We start from the raw sequence: 23424 nt of genomic DNA on the forward strand, positions 1-23424 counted from the left end.
CGTGAATGCTTTCCCCGTCATCGGGGTCACACCACGAGAGCGGGACCACGGGAAGGAATAATCCCCGCGGTCCACAGCGTCCTCGCTGTGTTGTGTTACTACAAAGGAACCTCGTCCACCGAAACCACCCGACCCCACAAGGAGGCCAGATCGTCCGGCTTTAATGGACGGGGTATCAACATATCTGGCGTTGACTTTTAGCACGCTGTTGAGTTCTCAAGGAACGGACGCTTCCTTCGGATTCCCTTCCGGGGTTCCTCCGGGCTTTCCCTTCGGTATTTCTTGCCTTTCGGCTGACCCCGACTTTATCAGAAGTTCTGAGGGCCGTTTTCCACTCTCCCGCGGCATCCGCAGGCACATACGTGCCCGCTGCTGCGTTCCGGTGGAGATGTAAACGTACTGGAGCGGGGGGCCCCGATGCAAATCGGGACCCCCCGCTCCACGGAGCCGTCGGCAGTGCGCCGACGGACCGTCAGACCTCCACCACCACCGGCAGGATCATCGGACGCCGGCGGTACGTGTCCGAGACCCACTTGCCCACCGTGCGGCGGACCAGCTGCTGGATCTGGTGCGGGTCGGAGACGCCGTCCTGGGCCGATCTCGCGATGGCCTCGTCCACCTTCGGCAGGACGGCCGCGAACGCGGCGTCGTCGATGCCGGAGCCCCGGGCCTGGAAGTGCGGGCCGCCCACGACCTTGCCGGTCGTGGAGTCAACCACCACGAAGACCGACACGATGCCCTCGTCGCCGAGGATGCGCCGGTCCTTGAGCGACGACTCGTCGACGTCACCGACCGACAGGCCGTCCACGTAGACGTAGCCGGCCTGGACCTTGCCGGTGATCCTCGCCTTGCCGTCGACCAGGTCGACGACCACGCCGTCCTCCGCGATCACGATGTGGTCCTTCGGGACCCCGGTGAGCGCGCCGAGTTCGGCGTTGGCGCGCAAGTGGCGCCATTCGCCGTGCACCGGCATGAGGTTCTTCGGCTTGCAGATGTTGTAGAAGTACAGCAGTTCGCCCGCGGACGCGTGGCCCGAGACGTGCACTTTCGCGTTGCCCTTGTGGACCACGTCGGCGCCCCAGCGCGTCAGGCCGTTGATCACGCGGTACACCGCGTTCTCGTTGCCCGGGATCAGGGACGACGCGAGGATCACCGTGTCGCCCTGGACGATCCGGATCTGGTGGTCGCGGTTGGCCATGCGGGACAGGGCGGCCATGGGCTCGCCCTGGGACCCCGTGCACACGAGCACGATCTCGTCGTCCGGCAGGTCGTCGAGCGTCTTGACGTCCACCACGAGCCCCGGCGGAACCCGCAGGTAGCCGAGCTCGCGGGCGATGCCCATGTTGCGCACCATCGAGCGGCCGACGAAGGCCACTCTGCGGCCGTACTCGTGCGCCGCGTCCAGGATCTGCTGGATCCGGTGCACGTGGCTCGCGAAGCTCGCCACGATGATCCGCTTGCTCGCGTTCGCGAAGACCTGGCGCAGCACACCGGAGATGTCCCGCTCCGGCGGTACGAAGCCCGGGACCTCGGCGTTGGTGGAGTCCACCAGCAGCAGGTCGATGCCCTCCTCGCCGAGCTTGGCGAAGGTGGGCAGGTCCGTGAGCCTGCGGTCCAGCGGCAGCTGGTCCATCTTGAAGTCGCCGGTGTGCACGGCCATGCCGGCGGGCGTGCGGATGGCGACCGCCAGCGCGTCCGGGATGGAGTGGTTCACGGCGACGAACTGGCAGTCGAACGGGCCGATGCGCTCGCGGTGCCCCTCCGCCACCTCCAGGGTGTACGGGCGGATGCGGTGCTCCTGGAGCTTCGCCTCGATGAGGGCCAGCGTCAGCTTGGAGCCGATGAGCGGGATGTCCGGCTTCAGCCGGAGCAGGTACGGCACGCCGCCGATGTGGTCCTCGTGACCGTGCGTGAGGACGACACCCTCGATGTCGTTCAGCCGGTCCTTCAGGATCGTGAAGTCGGGCAGGATCAGGTCGATGCCCGGCTGCTCCTCCTCGGGGAAGAGGACGCCGCAGTCGACGATGAGCAGGCGTCCGCCGTACTCGAAGACCGTCATGTTGCGGCCGATCTCGCCGAGGCCACCCAGCGGGGTGACGCGCAGGCCGCCCTTCGGCAGCTTCGGAGGGGCGCCGAGTTCGGGATGCGGATGACTCAAAAGACTCTCCTCACCACACGCGCCACGTACCGCTGGGGCACGTGGCGCGCATGACATTCGTGCACTTGCAGTTGTCTGTTTCCGGGAGCGCTTCCCGGTCCTTCTCGTCTCGTTCCGGCTATTCAGTTGTGAAGTCTGTTGTCAGAGCTGTACCCCGCCGGCGGCGAGGTCGACCTTGAGCTGAGCGGTCTCCTGGTCGGTGAGCCCGACGAGCGGGAGACGCAGCGGGCCGCCCGGAAGGTTCCGCAGGGTCAGCGCGGCCTTCGTGGTGATGACGCCCTGGGTGCGGAACATGCCGATGAAGACCGGCAGCAGCTTCTGGTGGATCTCGGCCGCCTTCTGCACGTCGCCGTGGCTGAAGGCCTCGACGAGCTCGCGCAGCTCCGGGGTGGCCACGTGCCCCACGACGGAGACGAAGCCGACCGCGCCCACCGCCAGCAGCGGCAGGTTCAGCATGTCGTCGCCGGAGTACCAGGCGAGGCCGGACTCCGCGATGGCCAGGCTCGCGCGCCCCAGGTCGCCCTTGGCGTCCTTGTTGGCGACGATCCGGGGGTGCCTGCCGAGACGGATCATCGTCTCGGTGTCGATGGGGACGCCGCTGCGGCCGGGGATGTCGTACAGCATGACCGGGAGCCCGGTCGCGTCGGCGATCGCCGTGAAGTGCTGGAGGATGCCCTCCTGCGGCGGCTTGCTGTAGTACGGCGTGACCGCGAGCAGCCCGTGCGCGCCGGCGCGCTCGGCGGTCCTCGCCAGCTCCATGCTGTGCCGGGTGTCGTTGGTGCCGACGCCCGCGATGACGTGGGCCCGGTCTCCGACCGCCTCCACGACGGCCCGCAGCAGGTGCTCTTTCTCCGCGTCCGTGGTGGTCGGGGACTCACCGGTGGTGCCGCTGAGTACCAGGCCGTCGTTGCCTGCGTCCACCAGGTGGGTGGCGAGCCGCTGGGCACCGTCGGCGTCGAGCGAGCCGTCCGCCGTGAAGGGCGTGACCATGGCGGTGAGGACCCTGCCGAAGGGGGTCTGCGGAGTAGAGGTCGGAGCCATGGGTAACACGCTACTCGCTGCTCAGCCCGCGGTGTGGCTTCGGGGCACCGGACAAGAGGAGCCCGGCACTGCCTGCTCGGGGGTTCAAGCAGTGCCGGGTCCGTTTGATCAGCCTAGATGAACTTCTCGAAATGCCGCAATACGGACACCTGGGCCGGTGGGCCGTACATCTGTGCCCGAGAGGCCTTCCGGACCCCGCGGCCGGCCCGCGCTCCACGCCGCGCGCGGGGGTGTCGCCGCAGGTCAGGGTGCTACGCGACCGTTGGCGCCGAAGGCCGCGTGCGTCAACGGCATGAGCGTTCGCCAGTGCTCCTCCATCTGCTCGCCGACCATCTCGATCTCCCGCTGGGGGAACGAGGGGACCTTGGCGTCCTCGTGCTGCGTGCGCAGGCCGAGGAAGTGCATCAGCGAGCGCGCGTTGCAGGTCGCGTACATCGACGAGAACAGGCCGACGGGCAGGGTCGCCCGCGCGACCTCCCGCGCGATGCCGGCGGCCAGCATCTCCTGGTACGCGGCGTACGAGCGCCGGTAGGAGTCCTCCATGGCCGCGGTGACCGTCGCGTGCTGCTCGGCCGTGCCGTGCACGAACTCGTACTTGCCGGGCCGGCCCTGCTGGACGAGCCTGCGGTCCTCGCCCGGGACGTAGAAGACGGGCAGCAGCTCGCGGTACCTCCCGGACTCCTCGTTGTACGACCAGCCGACCCTGTGGCGCATGAACTCCCGGAACACGAAGATCGGGGCGCTGACGAAGAAGGTCATCGAGTTGTGCTCGAAGGGGCTGCCGTGGCGGTCCCGCATCAGGTAGTTGATCAGTCCCCTGGAGCGTTCCGGGTCCTTGGTCAGCTCCTCCAGGGACTGCTCGCCCGCGGTCGAGACCCGGGCGGCCCACAGGACGTCGGAGTCGGACGCGCTGTGCTTCACCAACTCGACGGTCACGTCGCTGCGGAAACTTGGCTCCGGCCCGGCCTTGTCGGTGCTCACCTGCGGGTCCTTCCGTTCTGTACGCGTGCGGGGCCCACTGTAGAGGTGCCGGGGAGCGTCCCGGCACGGCAGGCCGTCCGGCCGGCCTCCCGGAATCTTCCGGGGAATTCGGGCACCTGATCGGTTTGTTCCGCGTCTACCTGAGCAGCAGGGCTGCTGACGGATGGCAGCGCAGCAAACGGGAGGAGTCCACCCCATGTTCCGCCGGCGCGAAGGCGTACCTTTCAGCTTCCTCGCGGAGGCCGAGGCCGACCGCTTCGACAGCAATGTGGAGCCGCCGCCGAAGCAGCGCGCGGGGCGGGGCGAGCTCATGGGCCGCGCGCTGATCGGTCTCGTGATCGCGGGGGCGTTCGCGGGCTCGCTGCTGTTCGGCATGCCCGCGCTGGAATCGAACCCGACGCTGCACCACGTGCAGCAGTCGGAGGCCTCGCAGCACCGCTGAGGGCCCCCGGACGCTCCTGGGCGCCCCCTCGCGGGCGCGCCGGGCGTCCCGGCGTCGCACGCGCCCCCCGGCGCGTCCGGTGCCCGCCGTGAACGGACCGGCGGGCGCCTCCCGCATCCGTACGGACCCCTCGGGTGGCCCGTTCGTGCGCGGCATCGGTAGCCTCACCGGGCACAGCAATCGAGCGTGCTTGTGAGTGAGGATCAGTCGTGCCCTTGTCCTTCCTGACGGCCGATCGTCCGTTCGACGCGGCGGACGACTCCGCGTTGCCGTACGACGACCACGATCAATGGCGTCGCCCCTACCGGCCGGGTCCCTGGCGGGTGGGTGTCGCAGCGGTTCTCCTGCTGCTTTCCTCGTTCATCCTGTTCGCCACGGTGGTCACCGCGCTCGCCGCGGGCGGCTCCGGGGCCGTGGTGTGCGCCGTCGTCTCCGCGGTGGTCATAGCGGTGGCACTGCGCATGCTGCGGATGGGGACGTGGGTGAGCAGGCACGGGGTGCGCCGCGTGGCCCTGCTGCGTACGTCCACGGTGGCCTGGCAGCAGGCGTCCGCCGTGCGTACGGTGCAGCAGCCGGTGCGCTGGCTGGGCCTGCCCCGTACGGTGCAGGGCCAGGCCCTGGTGCTCGAACGGCACCGGGGCGAGCGACTGCACCTGATGACGACCCACAGCGCGGACTTCCTGTCGAGCGGTGACGCGTTCGACCGCGCCGCGGACACCGTCGAGGCGTGGGGTGCGGAGTACGCGCGCATCCGCTGAGGGATCGTTCGGCCGCCGGGGCCCGTGAGGGATCGGTGTGTCAGGCGCGGACGGGCTTGCCGTCCCGGAGCGCTATGGCACGCTGCATCGCCTTGCGGGCCCTCGGCGTGTCCCGGGCGTCCCGGTAGGCGACGGCGAGCCGGAACCAGCAGCGCCAGTCGCCGGGGGCGTCCTCGGTCTCGATGCGCCGCCGTTCGAAGACGGCGTCCGCGGACGCGCGGTCGATGCGGCCGTCGGGCGTGCGCACGAGTTCGTCGACGGGCAGGCCGCCCTCGGCGTCGAGCTCGGCGGCCAGGCGGTTGGCGCGGGTGACGAAGCGGGTGTTCTGCCACAGGAACCAGGCCCCGATGAGCGGCAGGATCAGGACCGCGACGCCGAAGGGGACGGTGACGGCGGTGCCGGCCTGGATGAGCCAGACGCCCCGGGTTCCGGCGAGGACGAAGTAGAAGACGAGGACGACGGCACCGACGGCGTAGGTGATCTTTGCGCTCATGGCTGGGTGGGTCCGGTCCGCTCAGGCGAGGTCGAGGAAGTGTTCCAGGCCAACGGTCAGCCCCGGGGCCGTGACGACACGGCGCACGCCGAGCAGGATGCCCGGCATGAAGCTGCTGTGGTGCAGCGAGTCGTGGCGGATGGTGAGGGTCTCGCCCTCGCCGCCGAGGATGACCTCCTGGTGCGCGAGCAGGCCGCGCAGCCGTACGGAGTGCACGCGCACGCCGTCGACGTCGGCCCCGCGGGCGCCCTCCAGGGCGGTCCTCGTGGCGTCCGGCTGCTCGCCGAGCCCGGCGGCCGCGCGGGCCCCGGCGACGAGCTGGGCGGTCCTGGTGGCCGTGCCGGAGGGGGCGTCGGCCTTGTTCGGGTGGTGCAGCTCGACGATCTCGACGGACTCGAACATCCGGGCGGCGAGCTCGGAGAACTTCATCGTGAGCACGGCGCCGATGGAGAAGTTGGGCGCGATGAGCACGCCCGTGCCGGGCGAGGCGGCGAGCGAGGTGCCGAGTTCGGCCAGGCGCTCCTCGGTCCAGCCGGTCGTGCCGACGACGGCGTGGATGCCGTGGCGCACGCAGAAGTCGAGGTTGCCCATGACGGAGGCGGGCGTGGTGAGCTCGACGGCGACCTGCGCGCCGGTGTCGACGAGGGCCTCCAGCGTGTCGCCCCGGCCGACGGCGGCGACCAGTTCCATGTCGTCGGCGGCCTCGACGGCCCGTACCGCCTCGGAGCCGATGCGGCCCTTGGCGCCGAGTACGGCCACGCGCAGCTTGCTCATCGCTCGGTTCTTCCTTCTCGGATCGGGGTGGTGCGGCTTCGTTCGGGGTGGGCGGCCCGGCGCCGGGCCGGGCCGCCCGGGCCCGGAGGGGGGAACCTACGAGACGGCTTCGTCGAGGCGGGCCGCGTCCTTGTCGCCGAGCGGTCCGATGACCGCGAGCGAGGGGCGCTGTCCCAGTAGATCGCGGGCAACCTCGCGGACGTCGTCCGGGGTGACCGCGGCGATCCTCGCGAGGAGGTCGTCCGTGGAGAGGTGGTCGCCCCAGCACAGCTCGCTCTTGCCGACGCGGTTCATGAGGGCGCCGGTGTCCTCCAGGCCGAGGACGGTGGCCCCGGAGAGCTGGCCGACGGCACGGGCGAGCTCGTCGTCGTCGAGCCCCTCGGTGGCGGCGCGGTCCAGCTCGTCCCGGCAGATCTTCAGCACGTCGCCGACCTGGCCGGGGCGGCAGCCGGCGTAGACGCCGAACAGGCCGCAGTCCGCGAATCCGGACGTGTACGAGTAGACGCTGTAGGCGAGGCCGCGCTTCTCGCGGACTTCCTGGAAGAGGCGGGAGCTCATGCCGCCGCCGAGTGCGGTGTTGAGTACGCCGAGGGCCCAGCGGCGCTCGTCGGTGCGGGCGAGGCCGGGCATGCCGAGGACGACGTGCGCCTGCTCGGTGGCGCGGTCGAGGACCTCGACCCTCCCCGCGCTGCGCAGGGCGCGCACCCCGCCGCGCGGCGCCACGGGGGCGGCGTCGGCGCTGCCGAGGGCGCCGGCCTTCTCGAAGGCCCCGCGGACCTGCCGTACGAGGGCGGCGTGGTCGACGTTGCCCGCGGCGGCCACGATGAGGTGCCGGGGGTCGTAGTGCTTCTTGTAGTAGCGCGCGATCCGGTCGCGGTCCAGGGCCTCGACGGTCTCGACGGTGCCGAGGACGGGGCGGCCGAGGGGCGTGTCGCCGAACATCGTGTGCGCGAACAGGTCGTGCACGATGTCGCCGGGGTCGTCGTCGGTCATCGCGATCTCTTCGAGGATGACCCCGCGCTCCGCGTCGACGTCCGCGGCCTCGATGAGGGAGCCGGTCAGCATGTCGCAGACGATGTCGACGGCGAGCGGCAGGTCGGAGTCGAGGACCCGCGCGTAGTAGCAGGTGTACTCCTTCGCCGTGAAGGCGTTCATCTCGCCGCCGACCGCGTCGATCGCGGAGGAGATGTCGAGGGCGCTGCGCTGCTTCGTGCCCTTGAAGAGGAGGTGTTCGAGGTAGTGGGTGGCGCCGCCGAGCGCCGGTGTCTCGTCGCGGGAGCCGGCCTGGACCCAGATGCCGAAGGTCGCGGAGCGGACCGTGGGCAGGGTCTCGGTGACGACGCGCAGGCCGCCGGGCAGGGTGGTGCGGCGGACGGTTCCGGCGCCGTCGGTGCCCTTGACGAGGGTTCGGGTACGGGCGACGGCCCGCGCCTCGGTGGAGGTGCGGGCCGTCGCCTTGAAGCCGGGGGACGTCACTTGGCGTCTGCGTCCTTCGCGTCGCTCTCGCCGGACTTGCTGTCGTCCTCGCCCTCCATGACGGGGATGAGGGACAGCTTGCCGCGCTGGTCGATCTCGGCGATCTCGACCTGGACCTTCTGGCCCACGCCGAGCACGTCCTCGACGTTCTCCACGCGCTTGCCGCCGGCGAGCTTGCGGATCTGCGAGATGTGCAGCAGTCCGTCCTTGCCGGGCATGAGGGAGACGAACGCGCCGAACGTGGTCGTCTTGACGACCGTGCCCAGGTAGCGCTCGCCGACCTCCGGCATGGTCGGGTTGGCGATGCCGTTGATCGTGGTGCGGGCGGCCTCCGCGGAGGGGCCGTCGGCGGCACCGATGTAGATGGTGCCGTCGTCCTCGATCGTGATGTCGGCGCCGGTGTCCTCCTGGATCTGGTTGATCATCTTGCCCTTGGGGCCGATGACCTCGCCGATCTTGTCCACCGGGATCTTGACGGTGATGATCCGCGGCGCGTTCGGGGACATCTCGTCGGGGACGTCGATGGCCTCGTTCATCACGTCGAGGATGTGCAGGCGGGCGTCGCGGGCCTGCTTCAGGGCGGCGCCGAGCACGGAGGCGGGGATGCCGTCGAGCTTGGTGTCGAGCTGCAGCGCGGTCACGAACGTCTTGGTGCCGGCGACCTTGAAGTCCATGTCGCCGAAGGCGTCCTCGGCACCGAGGATGTCGGTGAGGGTGACGTAGTGCGTCTCGCCGTCGATCTCCTGGGAGATCAGGCCCATGGCGATGCCGGCGACGGGGGCCTTGAGCGGCACACCGGCGTTCAGCAGGGACATGGTGGAGGCGCAGACGGAGCCCATCGACGTGGAGCCGTTGGAGCCGAGCGCCTCGGAGACCTGGCGGATCGCGTAGGGGAACTCCTCGCGCGTCGGCAGGACCGGGACGAGGGCGCGCTCGGCGAGGGCGCCGTGGCCGATCTCGCGGCGCTTCGGGGAGCCGACGCGGCCGGTCTCGCCGGTGGAGTACGGCGGGAAGTTGTAGTTGTGCATGTAGCGCTTGCGCGTCACCGGGGAGAGGGTGTCGAGCTGCTGCTCCATGCGCAGCATGTTCAGCGTGGTGACACCCAGGATCTGGGTCTCGCCGCGCTCGAACAGGGCGGAGCCGTGGACGCGCGGGATGGCCTCGACCTCGGCGGCCAGGGTGCGGATGTCCGTGACACCGCGGCCGTCGATGCGGACCTTGTCCTTGATGACGCGCTGGCGGACCAGCGTCTTCGTCAGGGAGCGGTACGCGGCGGAGATCTCCTTCTCGCGGCCCTCGAACTGCGGGAGCAGCTTCTCGGCGGCGAGGCCCTTGACGCGGTCCAGCTCGGCCTCGCGGTCCTGCTTGCCGGCGATGGTGAGCGCCTGGGACAGCTCGTGTTTGACGGCGGCGGTGAGCGCCTCCAGGACGTCGTCCTGGTAGTCGAGGAAGATCGGGAACTCGCCCGTCGGCTTGGCGGCCTTGGCGGCGAGGTCGGCCTGGGCGCGGCACAGGACCTTGATGAAGGGCTTCGCGGCCTCGAGACCGGCGGCGACGACCTCCTCGGTGGGGGCCTCGGCGCCGTTCTTCACGAGCTGGATGGTCTTGTCGGTGGCCTCGGCCTCGACCATCATGATCGCGACGTCGCCGTCGTCCAGGACGCGGCCCGCGACGACCATGTCGAAAACGGCGTCCTCGAGCTCGGTGTGCGTGGGGAAGGCGACCCACTGGCCGTTGATCAGGGCGACGCGGGTGCCGCCGATCGGGCCGGAGAAGGGCAGGCCGGCCAGCTGCGTGGAGCAGGAGGCGGCGTTGATCGCGACCACGTCGTAGAGGTGGTCGGGGTTGAGCGCCATGATCGTCTCGACGATCTGGATCTCGTTGCGCAGGCCCTTCCTGAACGACGGGCGCAGCGGCCGGTCGATCAGGCGGCAGGTGAGGATCGCGTCCTCGGAGGGACGGCCCTCCCTGCGGAAGAAGGAGCCGGGGATCTTGCCGGCCGCGTACATGCGCTCCTCGACGTCCACCGTGAGGGGGAAGAAGTCGAGCTGGTCCTTGGGGTTCTTCGAAGCGGTGGTGGCCGACAGCACCATGGTGTCGTCGTCCAGGTACGCCACGGCGGAGCCGGCGGCCTGCTTGGCCAGGCGGCCCGTCTCGAAGCGGATGGTGCGGGTGCCGAAGGCGCCGTTGTCGATGACGGCCTCGGCGTAGTGGGTCTCGTTCTCCACCAGCGTGTTCTCCTCGTCTTCGTCTCCCGCCCGTGTGGCGGGGGACGCTTCGGAGAGGCGCCCCCTGGTGCTTGCCGGTCTTCGATCGAAGCATCCGGTGCGCGCGTACCGCCGGGGCGGTACGGGTGCGTCTTCCGGATGCCACTACCGAGGACCGGCGGCGGCGTAGGGCGCTTCTCCGCGCTTGCGTCTTCTGTGCTCTTCTTTGCTGCTCGTGCGTCGTACTCGTCAGCCAGAGTACTGAGCCCGCGGCCCGGATGGCATTCCGGCCGGGCCGTGCATACGGCGAAGGGAGCGGTTCCCGGGCGGGAACCGCTCCCTTCGCACGGTGCTACTTGGCGCCCGCGGCGCCGCGGCGGATGCCGAGACGGTCGACCAGCGTACGGAAACGCTGGATGTCCTTCTTGGCGAGGTACTGCAGCAGGCGGCGGCGCTGGCCGACCAGGATCAGCAGACCACGGCGGGAGTGGTGGTCGTGCTTGTGGGTCTTGAGGTGCTCGGTCAGGTCCGAGATGCGGCGGGACAGGAGCGCGACCTGCACCTCGGGGGAGCCGGTGTCACCCTCCTTGGTGCCGAACTCGTCCATGATCTGCTTCTTGGTGGCGATGTCGAGCGACACGCGTACTCCTCGTGGTCTTGGTGGCCGCCGAGTGTCCCGGGTCGTGTTCTCCGGGAGGCTTCCGTGACTCGGTGGTCTCTCCGCTCGTCCCCGTTCCCGGCGCGGTGCGCGGTACGGGCCGGGACGCCCGCGGCGGCGCCCGAGGGCGCTGCGGCGGGTCCGCGGCCGTGCCGCACCGTGGCGGTGGGTGGACGGACGGGTGTCATCACAGTACCAGCCGGTCCGGACGGCTCCGACCGGGGTCCCCGCCGGCGCCGGCCTCTCAGCTGGTGAGCGCGCGGGCCTTCGCGAAGACGTCGAGGACCGCCAGGCACAGCGGGACGAGGGACAGCAGGACCGCGCCCTCGGCGAGGTCGAGGAGCCGGCCCCAGAACGGGGAGAGGCCCTTGCGCGGGATGATCAGCCCGACGGCGGTCAGCAGGGCCGCGCCGGCGGCGACGCTCGCGGCCAGCCAGACGGTCCGCAGGTCGAGCGGGCCGTGGTCGCCGTTGCGCAGGAGCTCGCCGAGCGGCCCGGACGGCGGGTTCAGGCTGAGGCCGAGCACGAGCAGGCCGACGGCGGCGATGCCCGCGACGAGGGCGCTGCACACCTGGGAGGTGTAGCGGAAGAGCCGGGCGCGCAGCAGCATCGCGAGGCCGGAGGTCAGCGCGAGGAGCTGGCCGTAGAGGCTGTCGGAGAACCCGAGGACGGCGGCGGCGCCGACGACGACGGCGGAGCAGCCGCCGACGAGGCCGAGGAGCATCTCGTGGCCGCGGCGGGCCTGCGCGGCGATGCGCTCGGTGTCCACGGGTTCGGCGGAGGCCGCCGGGTCGGCCTCGACGGCGTCGAAGCCGCCGGCCGCTCCCCTGGGCGCGGCGTAGCCGATGGGCAGCCGAGCGAAGCGCGCGGACAGGCCGGGCAGGAACGCGACGAGGCCGACGGCGACGGGCGCGCACACCGACGCTGTCTCGCGGGGGGATGCCTCGGTGAGGATGGCGCCGAAGGTGGCGAGTGTGCCGACGGCGGCGAGGAAGGTGGCGGCGACGAACGGGGCGTCGCCGCTCGGGGTGAGCGCGACGAGCGTGACGGAGGCGACCAGCACCGTGACGCAGCCCAGCAGGAACTGCAGGCGGCCCGGTCCCTGGCTCGCGTCGGGTCCGATGATGCCGGAGCCGCCGATGAGCAGCAGCGGGAGCGCGCCGAGGCCGAGGGCGACCGCCGCGGCGCGGTCGGCGTAGACCCGGGCGCGCACCCCGGACAGCGCGGTCAGCAGGACGCCGGCGCCGCCGGCGATGATGCCGGGCAGGCTGTGCATGTCGTGGCGGACGGGGTCGGCGAACCACAGGACGAAGCCGAGGAGCACGAGCAGCAGGCCGCCGCCGACGAGGCCGGCGCCGCGCATCAGGTCGTCGCTCCACAGGTGCCGGTCGCGGCGCACCGCAGCGGCGACGGCGTCGGACACGTCGTCGAACACCGCCGGCGGCAGCGACTCGGCGAACGGCCGCAGGGCGAGCACCTCGCCGTCGAGGACCTGCTGGCCCGCGAGGGTGCGGGCGCCGTCGAGGACGGTGCCGTCGCGCCGCAGGAGGTGGTAGCCGGTCGGGGCGCCCACGGGCTGGGTCTGGCCGGTGAGGCGGAGGATCTCGGGATAGATGTCGGCGACCGCGATGTCCTCGGGGAGCGCCACGTCGATCCTGCTGTCCGGTGCGACCACCGTCACGCGACAGAACCCCGTCGCCGCGCTCGTACTCACGTGTTTCAGACCCCCTGAATCCGCCCGTTTCCGTGCCGGTCGCCGCGCCGGGCCCGGGGGTCGTCCACCTGTCGCGGGTCGCTCGCCGGGTTCGCGGTTGCGCACGGTGCGCGCGCCACCCTACCGGGCTGCATCCCGGGCGGCTCCCAGTAGGATCGCGCTGCTGCACGCAAGCCGCCGCCACGGGGGCGCCGGTACGGAACCTTCCGCCCGTATTGAGGATTTGATGCGCCGGTGAGCCAGATCGTCGTCAAACGACCGCCGCGGTCGCTTCCACCCGAAGTGCCCACGGAGCCAGTGACCCTGGAGGCCCCGCCGGAGCTTCCGCGCGGTCAGCAGGAGGGCATGCTGATGCAACTCCTGCCGGTGCTCGGCATGGGTTCTTCGGTGGTGTTCTTCTTCTCGCCGCAGGCCGCTCCGTTCATGCGCATCATGGGCGTGCTGATGCTGATGTCGACGGCCGGCATGCTGGTCGCGCAGATGTTCCGCTTCCGGCGCGGTACGCAGGGGCAAATGGCGGACGTGCGCCGGGACTACCTCAAGTACCTGGCCCAGTCGCGGCGCACGGTACGCCGGACGGCCCGCTCGCAGCGCGACGCGCAGCTGTTCCTGCACCCCTCCCCCGAACAGCTGTGGGCGGTCGTGGCGGAGGGCTCGCGGCTGTGGGAACGGCGCGTGGGCGACGGTGACTTCGGCCAGGCGAGGATCGGGCTCGGTGCGCAGCAGCTGTCGACGCCGCTGGTGGCGCCGGACACGGCGCCGGTGGACGAGCTGGAGCCACTGACGGCGGGGGCGATGCAGCGTTTCCTCGCGGTGCACGGCTCGCTGGAGTCGCTGCCGATGGCCGTGTCGATGCGGGCGTTCTACCACGTGACGGTGTCGGGCGAGCCGGAGTCGGCGCAGGGTCTCGCGCGTGCCCTGGTCGCGCAGCTGGTGACGCTGCACTCGCCGGAGGACCTGATGGTCGCGGTGGTCGCGGCGCCGCAGGCGGTTCCCCGGTGGGACTGGGCGAAGTGGCTGCCGCACGCGCAGGTGCCCGGGCAGCTCGACGGCGCCGGCACGAAGCGGCTGTTCGGCGACGACCTCGGGGAGATCGAGCAGTTGCTGCGGGCCCGGCTGGACGGGCGTCCCCGCTTCGGCCGGGACAGCCAGCCGGTGCTCGACCAGCCGCACGTCGTGGTGGTGCTGGACGGCGGGATGGTGCCGCCGGACTCGCTGTTCGCGGCGGCGGAGGGCCTGCAGGGCGTGACGATCGTGGAGGTCGTGCACGGCGAGCTGGACGAACTGCGCGGCGGCCTGTCGGTGGTGGCGCACCCGGGCCGGCTGCGGCTGGAGTCGGGCGGCGGCCTCGCGTACGAGGGGACGCCCGACTTCATCTCGCTGCCGGCCGCCGAGGCGCTGGCGCGGCAGCTGGCTCCGATGCGCACCGGCGGCGGCGACGAGGACGAACCGCTGCTGGCGAACCTGGACTTCACGGACCTGCTGAACCTGGGCGACGCGGGCTCGGTCGACGTGGCCCGCACCTGGCGGCCCCGCTCGACGGCGGAGCGGCTGCGCGTGCCCATCGGTGTCGGCGAGGACGGCCAGCCGGTGATGCTGGACCTCAAGGAGGCCGCGCAGGAGGGCATGGGCCCGCACGGGCTGTGCGTGGGTGCGACGGGTTCCGGCAAGTCCGAGCTGCTGCGCACCCTGGTGCTCGGTCTCGCGGTGACGCACTCGTCCGAGACGCTGAACTTCGTCCTCGCGGACTTCAAGGGCGGCGCGACGTTCGCGGGCATGTCGCAGATGCCGCACGTGGCGGCGGTCATCACCAACCTGTCGGACGACCTGACGCTGGTGGACCGCATGGGCGACGCGATCCGCGGCGAGCTGCAGCGGCGGCAGGAGCTGCTGCGCTCCGCGGGCAACTACGCCAACATCCACGACTACGAGAAGGCGCGGGCCGCGGGCGCCCCGCTCGAACCGCTCGCGTCGCTGGTCCTCGTGATCGACGAGTTCTCCGAACTCCTCACGGCCAAGCCCGACTTCATCGACATGTTCATCCAGATCGGCCGGATCGGCCGCTCGCTGGGCGTGCACCTGCTGCTCGCGTCGCAGCGCCTGGAGGAGGGCAAGCTGCGCGGCCTGGACACGTACCTCTCGTACCGGATCGGCCTGCGGACCTTCTCGGCGGCGGAGTCGCGCACCGCGCTCGGTGTGCCGGACGCCTACCACCTGCCGGCGGTGCCGGGTTCGGGGTACCTGAAGTTCGGCACGGACGTCATGACGCGCTTCAAGGCGGCCTACGTGTCGGGGACGTACCGCACGGGCGGGCCGGACGTGCCCGTGGGCCAGCTGCCGCTCGACCGGCGGCCCACGGTGTTCACGGCGCTGCCCGTGCCGGTGGTGTACGCGGGCCCGAGCACGCAGGCGCGCCCCGAGCGGGAGGACGACGCGCTGTCGGACACGGTGCTCGACGTGATCGTGCGGCGCCTCGACGGGCAGGGCGTGCCGGCCCACCAGGTGTGGCTGCCCCCGCTGGACCAGCCGCCGACGCTGGACTACCTGCTGCCGGGCATCGCGCCGACCGAGCAGCGCGGCCTCACCGCCGTCGACTACACGCGCCCCGGCGGCCTCACGGTGCCGCTCGGCCTCATCGACAAGCCCTTCGAGCAGCGGCGCGAGGTGCTGTACCGGGACTTCTCCGGCGCGGCGGGCCACATGCTCGTGGTGGGTGGCCCCCAGTCCGGCAAGTCGACGCTGATGCGGACGCTGATCGCGTCGTTCGCGCTCACCCACACTCCGGCCGAGGTCCAGTTCTACGGCCTCGACTTCGGCGGCGGCGGCATGGCGTCCCTCGGGGACCTGCCGCACGTGGGCGGGGTCGCCTCGCGGCTGGACCCCGAGCGGGTGCGCCGCACGGTGGCCGAGGTCCTCGGAGTGCTCAACCGGCGTGAGGAGCTGTTCCGTTCGCAGGGCATCGACTCGATCGGCACCTATCGGCGCCGGCGGGCGGCGGGCGAGTTCCAGAGCGAGAGCTGGGGCGACGTCTTCCTGGTCATCGACGGCTGGGGCGGCTTCAAGAACGAGTACGACATGATGGAGCCGGTGATCGCGGACATCGCGTCGCGCGGGCTCGGCTACGGCGTGCACATCGTGGTCACGGCGGCGCGGTACATGGAGGTCCGCTCGGCGCTGAAGGACCAGATGCTCGGCCGCCTCGAACTGCGCCTCGGCGACGTGATGGACTCGGAGTTCGACCGGAAGGTCGCGGCGAACGTGCCGGCCGGTGTGCCCGGGCGCGGCCAGGTCCCGGAGAAGCTGCACTTCATGAGCGCGCTGCCGCGCATGGACGGCGTGAGCAGCGCGGGTGACCTCTCGGAGGGCACGGAGGCGTTCGTCGCGTCGGTGCGGAGCCACTGGTCCGGCCCCTCGGCGCCGCCGGTGCGGCTGCTGCCGCGCAGGCTGCCGGCCGAACAGCTGCCGAAGGGCTTCGAGTTCCCGCAGCAGGGCATCGCGATCGGCATCGACGAGACCAATCTGGAGCCGGTGTTCGTCGACTTCGAGACCGACCCGTTCTTCGTGGTCTTCGGCGAGAGCGAGTCGGGCAAGACGGCGCTCCTGCGCCTCATCGCCAAGCAGATCGCCGAGCGGTACACGCCCGAGCAGGCGCGGATCGTGGTGGGCGACTACCGGCGCTCGCTGCTGGAGGCCGTGCCGGAGTCGCACCTGCTGGAGTACGCGCCGATGGCGTCTGCGATGGAGATCCACATGGACGCCATCGCCACGGTGATGGGCAAGCGCGCGCCGAAGCCGGACATCACACCGCAGCAGCTGCGCGACCGCAGCTGGTGGTCGGGGCCGCAGCTGTTCGTGATCGTCGACGACTACGAGCTGGTGGCGGCGGGTTCGAGCAACCCGATGGCGCGGCTCGTCGACAACCTGCCCTTCGCGCGCGACGTCGGTGTGCGCTTCATCGTGGCGCGCAACGCGGCGGGCGCCTCGCGCTCCAGCTTCGAGCCGTTCATGCAGCGCGTGAAGGAACTGGGCGCGCAGGGCGTGGTGTTGTCGGGCGATCCCGGCGAGGGCGACATCCTCGGCCATGTCCGGGCGCGCCGGATGCCGCCGGGCCGGGGCACGTTCGTCTCGCGCAGGCGCGGCACCCCGCTGGTGCAGACGGGGTGGCTGCCGGACCGGTGAGCCAGGCGGCCCCGGGCCGGGCCCGGGGGCGCGCGCTCGCGCGGCCGGCGGGGCGGGCCGAGCCGCTGACCCACTGAACCGGATGTCCCGCCCATGGGCCGCGCCGCCGCCGGGTCGCGCCGCCCTCACATCGGAAGACGGGAAGAGGGAACATGGTCACTCAGGATGAGGCCTTCGTGTCGGCGAGGGAGTTCCTCGCGAGACTGGGGACGGACTACACGCCGGTTCTCCAGCCGGAGGATTCGTACGAGCACCCGATCGCGTGGCTCGTCGTCTTCGACTCCCAGGAGCACCTGGACACGGGCGATCTCATGCGCGCCCCGTTCACCAGGCTCCTCGTCGTGCCGAAGGACGGAAGCGGAGTGCACTTCCCGCCGACCTACCTTCGGCCCGAGGTCTACCTGGAGGAGCTCGCGGCCGGCGAGTGGCCCGAGGGGCCCCTGGGGCGCTACAAGCGGGGCGTGGACCAGGGTTGAGAGGGGTTCGGCCGGGCGGGCCCGGCCGCTCGGCGGGGCCGTCGAACGGCGGCCGCCGGGCACCCGGCCCCCGGCCCGGCCCGCGGATTCCGCGGCGGGGCCGCTCGCCCGCGCCGTAGTCTGGTGCGGGCACAGCAGTAGTGATGGCACCGCCGGGAGGACGAACGCCGATGACCGACGCAGTCGACAAGCAGCGCGTCAAGGACGAGCTCTACGCCCTGGACCTCTCGGGGGTGGAGTGGCTCGGCGCACCCGGCACGGAGAGCGACGAGGAGCGCGTCGAGATCGCCTACCTGCCGGAGGGTGCGGTCGCGATGCGCTCGTCGAAGGACCACGACACGGTGCTGCGGTACACGAAGGCCGAGTGGGACGCGTTCGTACTCGGCGCGCGGGACGGGGAGTTCGACCTCGAACCGCAGGAGGCGCAGCAGGGGACGCCGGCGACGGCCGACGGCGCGTAGCCGCCGCGGCCCTTGCCGCGCGGGCCCGGGCCGGCGGTCCGCGGGCGTGCCGGTGCACACGAAAGGGGGTGCCACCTCGCGGTGGCACCCCCTTCGTGGCGGTACGGACGGCGTCCCGGCCCGCGGCCGGGACCGCGTCGGGCGGGCGGCTCAGCCCATCGACATGCGGAAGCGGGCCGCGTTGCCGCGGTCCGTGTCCTGGTAGCCGACGACGGCCTGGTCCAGCAGCGAGGCGATGCGCGCCAGGTCCTGGTTCATGCCGTCCATCTGGTTGGTCAGGTCGGCCTGCCGCTCCTGGTAGGCCTCCTTCGCCTGGCCGTCCCAGGCCTCGGCGACGCGCTTGACGCGCGCCATGAGGTCGGTCAGTTCCTGGGTGAGCTCGCTGGACGTGCGGCGCACGTCGCTCGCCGCCGTGGTGACGGTGTCGTAATTGACTGCTGTGGTCATGTCTCGCTCCTCGATGCCGTGCGGCACGGCAGGGTGACGGTCCGAACGGTGTGTGCCGGGATCGCTGCGGAACCGGCCGCGAGGGGCCGGGGCCGGCTCAGGCCATGCCGAGGATGGCGCTCTGTCCCGAGACCGTGTCGTCCATCTGACGGAACGTCTTGATGCGCTCCTGCTCCTCGTTGGTGAAGCCGTCAGCGCTCATGCGCATGATCTGCTCCAGCTCGACGAGGTCGACCCGCATGCGGCGCAGGCGCGTGTTGAGGTCCTTCTGCGCGGCGTCGTACGCCTGGCTCGCGGCGCCCTTCCAACCACCCTGGATCCGGTCCACCACGCTGTTCAGCGACGTGATGCGGCGCTGGAGCTCCTCGTGGAAGTTCTGGATGCGGTTGGCCAGATCGGTCTGGTCGTCCGCGGTGACGTTCAGATCCTGCGACATCCTGCCCTCTTTTCCCTGGTCGGACTTCCGTACTGCTACGGGCGGGAAGTTGCTCGATGCCGCCCCCGTTGCGGGGCCGCTCGCGCGGCCACACGGCAACTGTAGTCATTCGGTAGTGGTGTTCCAACCGGGAAGCGGCCCCCCTGTGGCGGTCCCGTTACGCGCCGCCGCCACCGCCGGCGCGGCCCGCGGACTTGCGGCGGCTGTCGCGCAGGATGACGGCGGTGCCGCCCACGACGGCGACCAGGACGACCCCGACGCCGAGGGTGTAGGTCGCGTACCGGCGGCTGCGCTCCTGCGGCGTCTCCGACAGGGTCAGCCGCGCCGGCTGGGGTGCGGCGGCCTTCGGCGGCCCGGGGTCGGGGCTCGGCGCCTCGATGGGCGCGTTGTCGTCGGTGACCGCGGCGACGGCGTCCACGACCCCCCAACCGACGAAGTCGTCATGGCCGTTGACGCTGCGCTCGGCGGTCTGCTCGATCTGCGCGACGATCTCCCGGGCCGTCCACTTCGGGTGCTCGGCGCGCAGGAGGGCGGCGACGCCCGAGACATAGGGGGCGGAGAAGCTGGTGCCGTTGTCGAGGCACTGCCCGCCGCCGGGGACGGTGGAGACGATGTCGACGCCGGGCGCGGCGACTCCCACGAACGAGCCGGACTGCGAGAAGGCGGCGCGCTCGTTGTCGCGGTCGGACGCGGCGACCGCGAGGACGCCGGGGAAGGCGGCCGGGTAGGTGGCGCGGTTGCGCCCGTCGGCGCCGTCGTTGCCCGCGGAGGCCACCACCACGACCTGGTGGTCGAGGGCCGCGCGGACGGCCTTCGCGAGGGTGGAGTCCGGGCCGAGGGGTTCGGCCGTGTCCTGGGAGATGTTGATGACGTCGGCGCCCTGCTGCACGGCGTAGGTGACGGCCTCGGCCATGCTGTCCGACTTGCCGCTGTTCTTCTCGTCGTTCTGCCGGATCGGGATGATCGTGGCCTCGGGTGCGAGGCCGACGAAGCCCGTTCCGGCGCGCGGCCGGGCCGCGATGATGCCGGCGACCTTGGTGCCGTGGCCGACGGTGTCCGTCGTGCCGTGGGTCTTGCCCAGGTAGTCCTTGCCGGACTTGGCGTCCACGGCGCCGGTCAGCTGCGGGTTCTTGGTGTCGACGCCGGTGTCGATGACCGCGACGCGCACCCCCTTGCCCTTCGTGTCCTTCCACAGCTCGTCGAAGAGGACGCGCTGCAGCGGCCAGGGCGTGCCCGCGAGCTGCTTCTTCATGGGGAAGGTGCACTCGCCGCTGCCGTCCAGTGCCCCCGCCGGGGCGGCGCCGCCCGCCCTCGGGGCAGCGGCGGCGCCCGGCGCGAGGGCGGCGAGCGCGGTCAGCGCCCCCGCCGCGGAAAGGAGCGCGGCCCGCGCCAGCGGCGCGCGGTGCCGGCGGGTGGTCCCCCGGTGCGTCATCGTGCGTCCCCTCACGAACCCTGCGGCTGGCGTGCGCTGTTGGTGTCCAGGCGCGGCCCCTTGGACAGGAACGCGGACCAGGCGATGGGGACGGGGACCGGGATCACCTTCTCGTACCCGAGGCGTATCTGCGCCTGGCTCGGCTGGGGCCGGCCGTCCTCGGTCTTCTGGTCGTCGCCCGCGCCGATGTCGGAGCGCTTGGAGTCGCTGTCCCCGTTGCTCTGCACCGCGTAGCGCAGGCCGGTGTCGGTGACGAGGAACATGGAGCCGCCGGCCTTGGCCTGGCTGCCCTGCGTCTCGTCGTACAGCAGCCCGCTGCCCGGGGTGACGTACGTGCTGGTGCCGCCCCCCTCGGGGATCTGCGCCGGGTACTCGGGCCCGGCCCACGTGGAGACGGTGGTGCTGCCGGAGGCGCCCGTCGCCCGCAGGACGCTGCACACGGTGTCCCGGGTGCCGGCGGCGCCCGTCGTGTTGACCTGCCCGACCCGCTCCTTGGGCCAGTGGTTGTCGCCCGCGAAGAACCCGGAGTCGGGGTTGATGGAGGCGAGGTCGACGCTGGCCGCCTCGCCGTGCATCGTGAGGGCGAGGTTCTGGGGGGAGTTGATGAGCAGCCAGGCCGTGAAGTCGCTGACGGGCTCGACCCGGCCGGGCAGCACGACGTACTGCTGCGGGCCTGCGCCGGTCTGCGCGCTGAGCACCATCCCGACGCGGTCCTGCTGCGGGGTGAGGCCGCCGCCGACGCCCGCGTCCGAGCCGACCTGGCCGGGGACGGCGGGGAAGTCGAGGGGGGTGCCGGTGTGCAGGGTGGCGAGCCAGTCGTCCGTGACGGGCTGCGGGTCGCGGTCCGCGCCGATCAGCGCCCGGGTGAGCTTGTCGTCCTGCCGGCCCTTGAGGAGGTACTTGGTGCCGTCGGCGCTCACCAGGTAGCGGGCACCGTCCTGGCCCTTGACGTAGAGGACCTGCCCGCCGGCCAGCCGGCCGGTCCCCTCGGTGCGGTGGAAGTCCCGCCGGGCGAAGACGAACGCGGCCTTCTGCACACTGCCGCCCTCGCCGCCGCCCGGCTGCTCGCACACGGCCCACCGCTTGGGCGCGCCCGCCTCGGTGTCGCTGGGCAGCCGGTCGGGGGCGTACGGGATGCCGAGGATGGCGCCGCGGGCGGGCTTGCCCCCGTCGAGGATCTTGTCGTCGACCTGGATGACGGAGAACTGGTCCGGGTCGAGCAGCAGCCGGGCCGAGGCGAGGTTGAGCACGGGGTGCAGCAGCGTCTGCCTGCTCTTGCCCTTGCCGGTGCTGAGCACCACGTACCGGGTCGTGGACTGCTTGCCGACGATGACGTTCGCGCCGGCCTTGTCCCAGTCCTTGGGCGCGCTCGGCTTGAACATGCCGAGCGCGCCGAAACCGGCCAGGACGAGGGCCCCCACGACGAGGCTCGGCAGCACGGCGCGCATCGGCCGGGGCGCACCCTCCTCCGTGCCCGTCGGGGAGGGTTGCAGGAATGACGCCACCGTGCGCTTCTTCGCGAAGGTGTACGCGTTGAGCTCGTCCCGCCGTGATGCCATGAGTCCCCATCGGTGAAAGAAGTCACGGTACGGCCCCGGCGGCGGGGCGGCCGGCGCGTGTCCCCCGTGCCCCGCCTGGTGTCGGACCGGGCCCCGATACTACCCAGGCGCGCGGTCCGGGCCCACGGGGCGTACGTGGCGCGGGAAGTGCGCTCCGCGCGGGGCGGCCGCCGCCTCTTCGCCCCTACGATGCCTGTTGGCCCGGGACGGCGGTGGGCCCGATAGGGTGATCCGGCCGTCAGGGCCCTGCCGCGGCAGGCCGATCGGGACAATTCGGGGGTTTGACCATCATGGCTTCCGCAACACAGTTGCCGCCTGCAACGGCGGCGCCGCCGTCCCCCGCCCCCGCGGCGGCCGGACGCACCGCGAGGCCCGGGCACTTCGGTCCGCTGCGGATGCAGCAGATCGTGCTGTTCGAAGTGGCCGCGGCGGTCGTGCTGGTGGGCTGGGTGATCAGCACACTGATGCTGGTGCCCGCGGGAATCGTCGCCGCGCTGCTCGTCCTGCTGGCCGTGGTGCGCCGCCACCGCAGGTCGCTGCCGGAGTGGCTGACCACGGCGCTGGCGCTGCGCGCGCGGGTCCGCAGGGCCGCGTCGCTGACGATCCCCGAGGGTACCGAGCCCGGTCTCGCGCCCGCCGTGGAGTGCGATCCCGCGCTGCGCACCTGCTCGTTCAGCGACCGGGACCGGCGACCCGTCGGCATGATCGGCGACGGCACCTTCCTGACGGCCGTGGTGCAGGTCGAGTCGGACGGCACCGCGCTGCGGGCCGGCCGCGGCACGCGGCCGCTGCCGATCACACTGCTGCGGGACGTGCTGGACTTCGACGGCATCCGGCTGGAGTCGGCGCAGGTGGTCCAGCACACGCAGCCGGCGCCTGCGCCGCACCTGCCGCAGCAGTCGATGGCGGCCCGCAACTACGCGCCGCTGCAGGCCCAGACGGGCTCGCCCGCGCTGCGGATCACCTGGATCGCGCTGAAGCTCGATCCGGAGCTGTGCGCGGAGGCGGTGGCCGCTCGCGGCGGCGGCCTCGTGGGGGCGCAGAAGTGCGTGGTGCGCGCGGCGGACCAGCTGGCGAGCCGGCTGGCGGGCGCGGGCTTCCGTGCCACCGTGCTGACGGAGCAGGAGCTGACGGCCGCCGTCGCCATCTCGACGTGTGCGAGCCCGCTGGCCATCGCGCAGGCCGGCCGGTCCGGCTCGCAGGGCAGGCGTACGCAGGAGACGTCGCGCACCTGGCGCTGCGACGACCGCAGGCACACCACGTACTGGGTGGGCCGCTGGCCCGAACTGGGCGCGGGCGGTGCCTCGATGCCGCATCTGGTGGCGCTGCTGACCTCGGTGCCCGCGCTCGCGACCACGTTCAGCCTGTGCGTGGGACGAGGTGAGCGGCAGGGCGTCACCGTCACGGGGCACGTGCGCATCACGGGCCGCAGCGACGAGGAACTGCTCGCCTCGCGGCACGAGTTGGAGCGCACCGCGCGCGGTGTGCGCACCTCCCTCGTACGGCTCGACCGGGAACAGGTGCCGGGCATGCTCGCCACACTTCCGCTGGGAGGCACGCGCTGATGTCCGCTCCCACTCCTCCCGCGCAGCCGGGCGCGCATCAGCCCGGCACGGGCCCGGGCCAGGCCGGCGCCGGGCTGCCGCAGCAGCAGAGCGTGGTCGGCCGGCCGGTGCCCCAGGACCCCGCACGGGGGGCCGCGGTGCCCGGCCGGTACGCGCCGTCCGCGCAG

19 protein-coding genes are annotated in these 23424 nt (G+C 72.0%); 6 read left to right on the top strand and 13 right to left on the bottom strand.

Annotation, left to right across the window (positions count from 1 at the left end):
* Positions 1–472 precede the first annotated feature (472 nt).
* The 3 genes from L1885_RS06680 to thyX form a co-directional block, all read right to left on the bottom strand.
* A complete protein-coding gene (locus L1885_RS06680) occupies positions 473–2158 on the bottom strand; it encodes a ribonuclease J (RefSeq protein WP_235796051.1) in 1686 nt (561 codons plus the stop codon).
* 141 nt (positions 2159–2299) lie between these two features.
* A complete protein-coding gene (gene dapA, locus L1885_RS06685) occupies positions 2300–3199 on the bottom strand; it encodes a 4-hydroxy-tetrahydrodipicolinate synthase (RefSeq protein WP_235796052.1) in 900 nt (299 codons plus the stop codon).
* Positions 3200–3442: 243 nt separating this feature from the next.
* Entirely contained in the window at positions 3443–4180 is a 738-nt protein-coding gene (gene thyX, locus L1885_RS06690; protein ID WP_235796053.1) for an FAD-dependent thymidylate synthase, read from the bottom strand.
* Positions 4181–4376: 196 nt separating this feature from the next.
* Between thyX and L1885_RS06695 the strand changes: the two genes are divergently transcribed.
* Positions 4377–4622 (top strand): hypothetical protein, encoded by a 246-nt coding sequence (locus tag L1885_RS06695; protein ID WP_235796054.1) that lies wholly within the window; start codon positions 4377–4379, stop codon positions 4620–4622.
* Positions 4623–4831: 209 nt separating this feature from the next.
* The gene (locus L1885_RS06700) at positions 4832–5380 is read left to right on the top strand and encodes an SCO5741 family PH domain-containing membrane protein (RefSeq protein ID WP_235796055.1); all 549 of its coding nucleotides are present in this window, start codon (positions 4832–4834) and stop codon (positions 5378–5380) included.
* 40 nt (positions 5381–5420) lie between these two features.
* On the opposite strand, the gene L1885_RS06705 is transcribed toward L1885_RS06700, so the two are convergent.
* From L1885_RS06705 to eccD, 6 genes are all read right to left on the bottom strand, one after another.
* Positions 5421–5873, bottom strand: a complete 453-nt coding sequence (locus tag L1885_RS06705; protein WP_235796056.1) for a tetratricopeptide repeat protein — start codon at positions 5871–5873, stop codon at positions 5421–5423.
* A 21-nt stretch (positions 5874–5894) separates the two neighbouring features.
* Positions 5895–6647 (bottom strand): 4-hydroxy-tetrahydrodipicolinate reductase, encoded by a 753-nt coding sequence (dapB, locus tag L1885_RS06710; protein ID WP_235796057.1) that lies wholly within the window; start codon positions 6645–6647, stop codon positions 5895–5897.
* A 96-nt stretch (positions 6648–6743) separates the two neighbouring features.
* Complete coding sequence (locus L1885_RS06715; RefSeq protein ID WP_235796058.1) at positions 6744–8123, bottom strand: M16 family metallopeptidase; 1380 nt, start codon at positions 8121–8123, stop codon at positions 6744–6746.
* Complete coding sequence (locus L1885_RS06720) at positions 8120–10351, bottom strand: polyribonucleotide nucleotidyltransferase (protein WP_235796059.1); 2232 nt, start codon at positions 10349–10351, stop codon at positions 8120–8122. The genes L1885_RS06715 and L1885_RS06720 overlap by 4 nt, the downstream gene beginning before the upstream one ends.
* Before the next feature lie 331 nt (positions 10352–10682).
* The gene (gene rpsO / locus L1885_RS06725; RefSeq protein ID WP_235796060.1) at positions 10683–10970 is read right to left on the bottom strand and encodes a 30S ribosomal protein S15; all 288 of its coding nucleotides are present in this window, start codon (positions 10968–10970) and stop codon (positions 10683–10685) included.
* A 262-nt stretch (positions 10971–11232) separates the two neighbouring features.
* Complete coding sequence (gene eccD, locus L1885_RS06730) at positions 11233–12702, bottom strand: type VII secretion integral membrane protein EccD (RefSeq protein ID WP_235796061.1); 1470 nt, start codon at positions 12700–12702, stop codon at positions 11233–11235.
* Between the two features lie 234 nt (positions 12703–12936).
* On the opposite strand from eccD, the gene eccCa reads away from it, so the two are divergent.
* The 3 genes from eccCa to L1885_RS06745 all read left to right on the top strand — a co-directional run bounded on the left by eccCa (position 12937) and on the right by L1885_RS06745 (position 17818).
* Positions 12937–16881, top strand: coding sequence for a type VII secretion protein EccCa (gene eccCa / locus L1885_RS06735; protein ID WP_235796062.1), 3945 nt, complete (start codon positions 12937–12939; stop codon positions 16879–16881).
* A 152-nt stretch (positions 16882–17033) separates the two neighbouring features.
* Positions 17034–17357 carry a YrhB domain-containing protein gene (locus L1885_RS06740; RefSeq protein ID WP_235796063.1) on the top strand — a complete coding sequence of 108 codons (324 nt, stop codon included), beginning with the start codon at positions 17034–17036 and terminating at the stop codon, positions 17355–17357.
* Between the two features lie 170 nt (positions 17358–17527).
* Positions 17528–17818 carry a DUF397 domain-containing protein gene (locus L1885_RS06745; RefSeq protein ID WP_235796064.1) on the top strand — a complete coding sequence of 97 codons (291 nt, stop codon included), beginning with the start codon at positions 17528–17530 and terminating at the stop codon, positions 17816–17818.
* A gap of 150 nt (positions 17819–17968) precedes the next feature.
* On the opposite strand, the gene L1885_RS06750 is transcribed toward L1885_RS06745, so the two are convergent.
* From L1885_RS06750 to eccB, 4 genes are all read right to left on the bottom strand, one after another.
* A complete protein-coding gene (locus tag L1885_RS06750) occupies positions 17969–18265 on the bottom strand; it encodes a WXG100 family type VII secretion target (RefSeq protein WP_235796065.1) in 297 nt (98 codons plus the stop codon).
* A gap of 97 nt (positions 18266–18362) precedes the next feature.
* Complete coding sequence (locus tag L1885_RS06755; RefSeq protein ID WP_235796066.1) at positions 18363–18701, bottom strand: WXG100 family type VII secretion target; 339 nt, start codon at positions 18699–18701, stop codon at positions 18363–18365.
* A gap of 157 nt (positions 18702–18858) precedes the next feature.
* Entirely contained in the window at positions 18859–20133 is a 1275-nt protein-coding gene (mycP, locus tag L1885_RS06760; protein ID WP_235796067.1) for a type VII secretion-associated serine protease mycosin, read from the bottom strand.
* 11 nt (positions 20134–20144) lie between these two features.
* Entirely contained in the window at positions 20145–21692 is a 1548-nt protein-coding gene (eccB, locus tag L1885_RS06765; protein ID WP_235796068.1) for a type VII secretion protein EccB, read from the bottom strand.
* A gap of 290 nt (positions 21693–21982) precedes the next feature.
* Between eccB and eccE the strand changes: the two genes are divergently transcribed.
* The gene (gene eccE, locus L1885_RS06770) at positions 21983–23257 is read left to right on the top strand and encodes a type VII secretion protein EccE (protein ID WP_235796069.1); all 1275 of its coding nucleotides are present in this window, start codon (positions 21983–21985) and stop codon (positions 23255–23257) included.
* Positions 23258–23424 lie beyond the last annotated feature (167 nt).

This window comes from Streptomyces fuscigenes (genome assembly GCF_021556455.1).
Classification (GTDB): Bacteria; Actinomycetota; Actinomycetes; order Streptomycetales; family Streptomycetaceae; genus Streptomyces; species Streptomyces fuscigenes.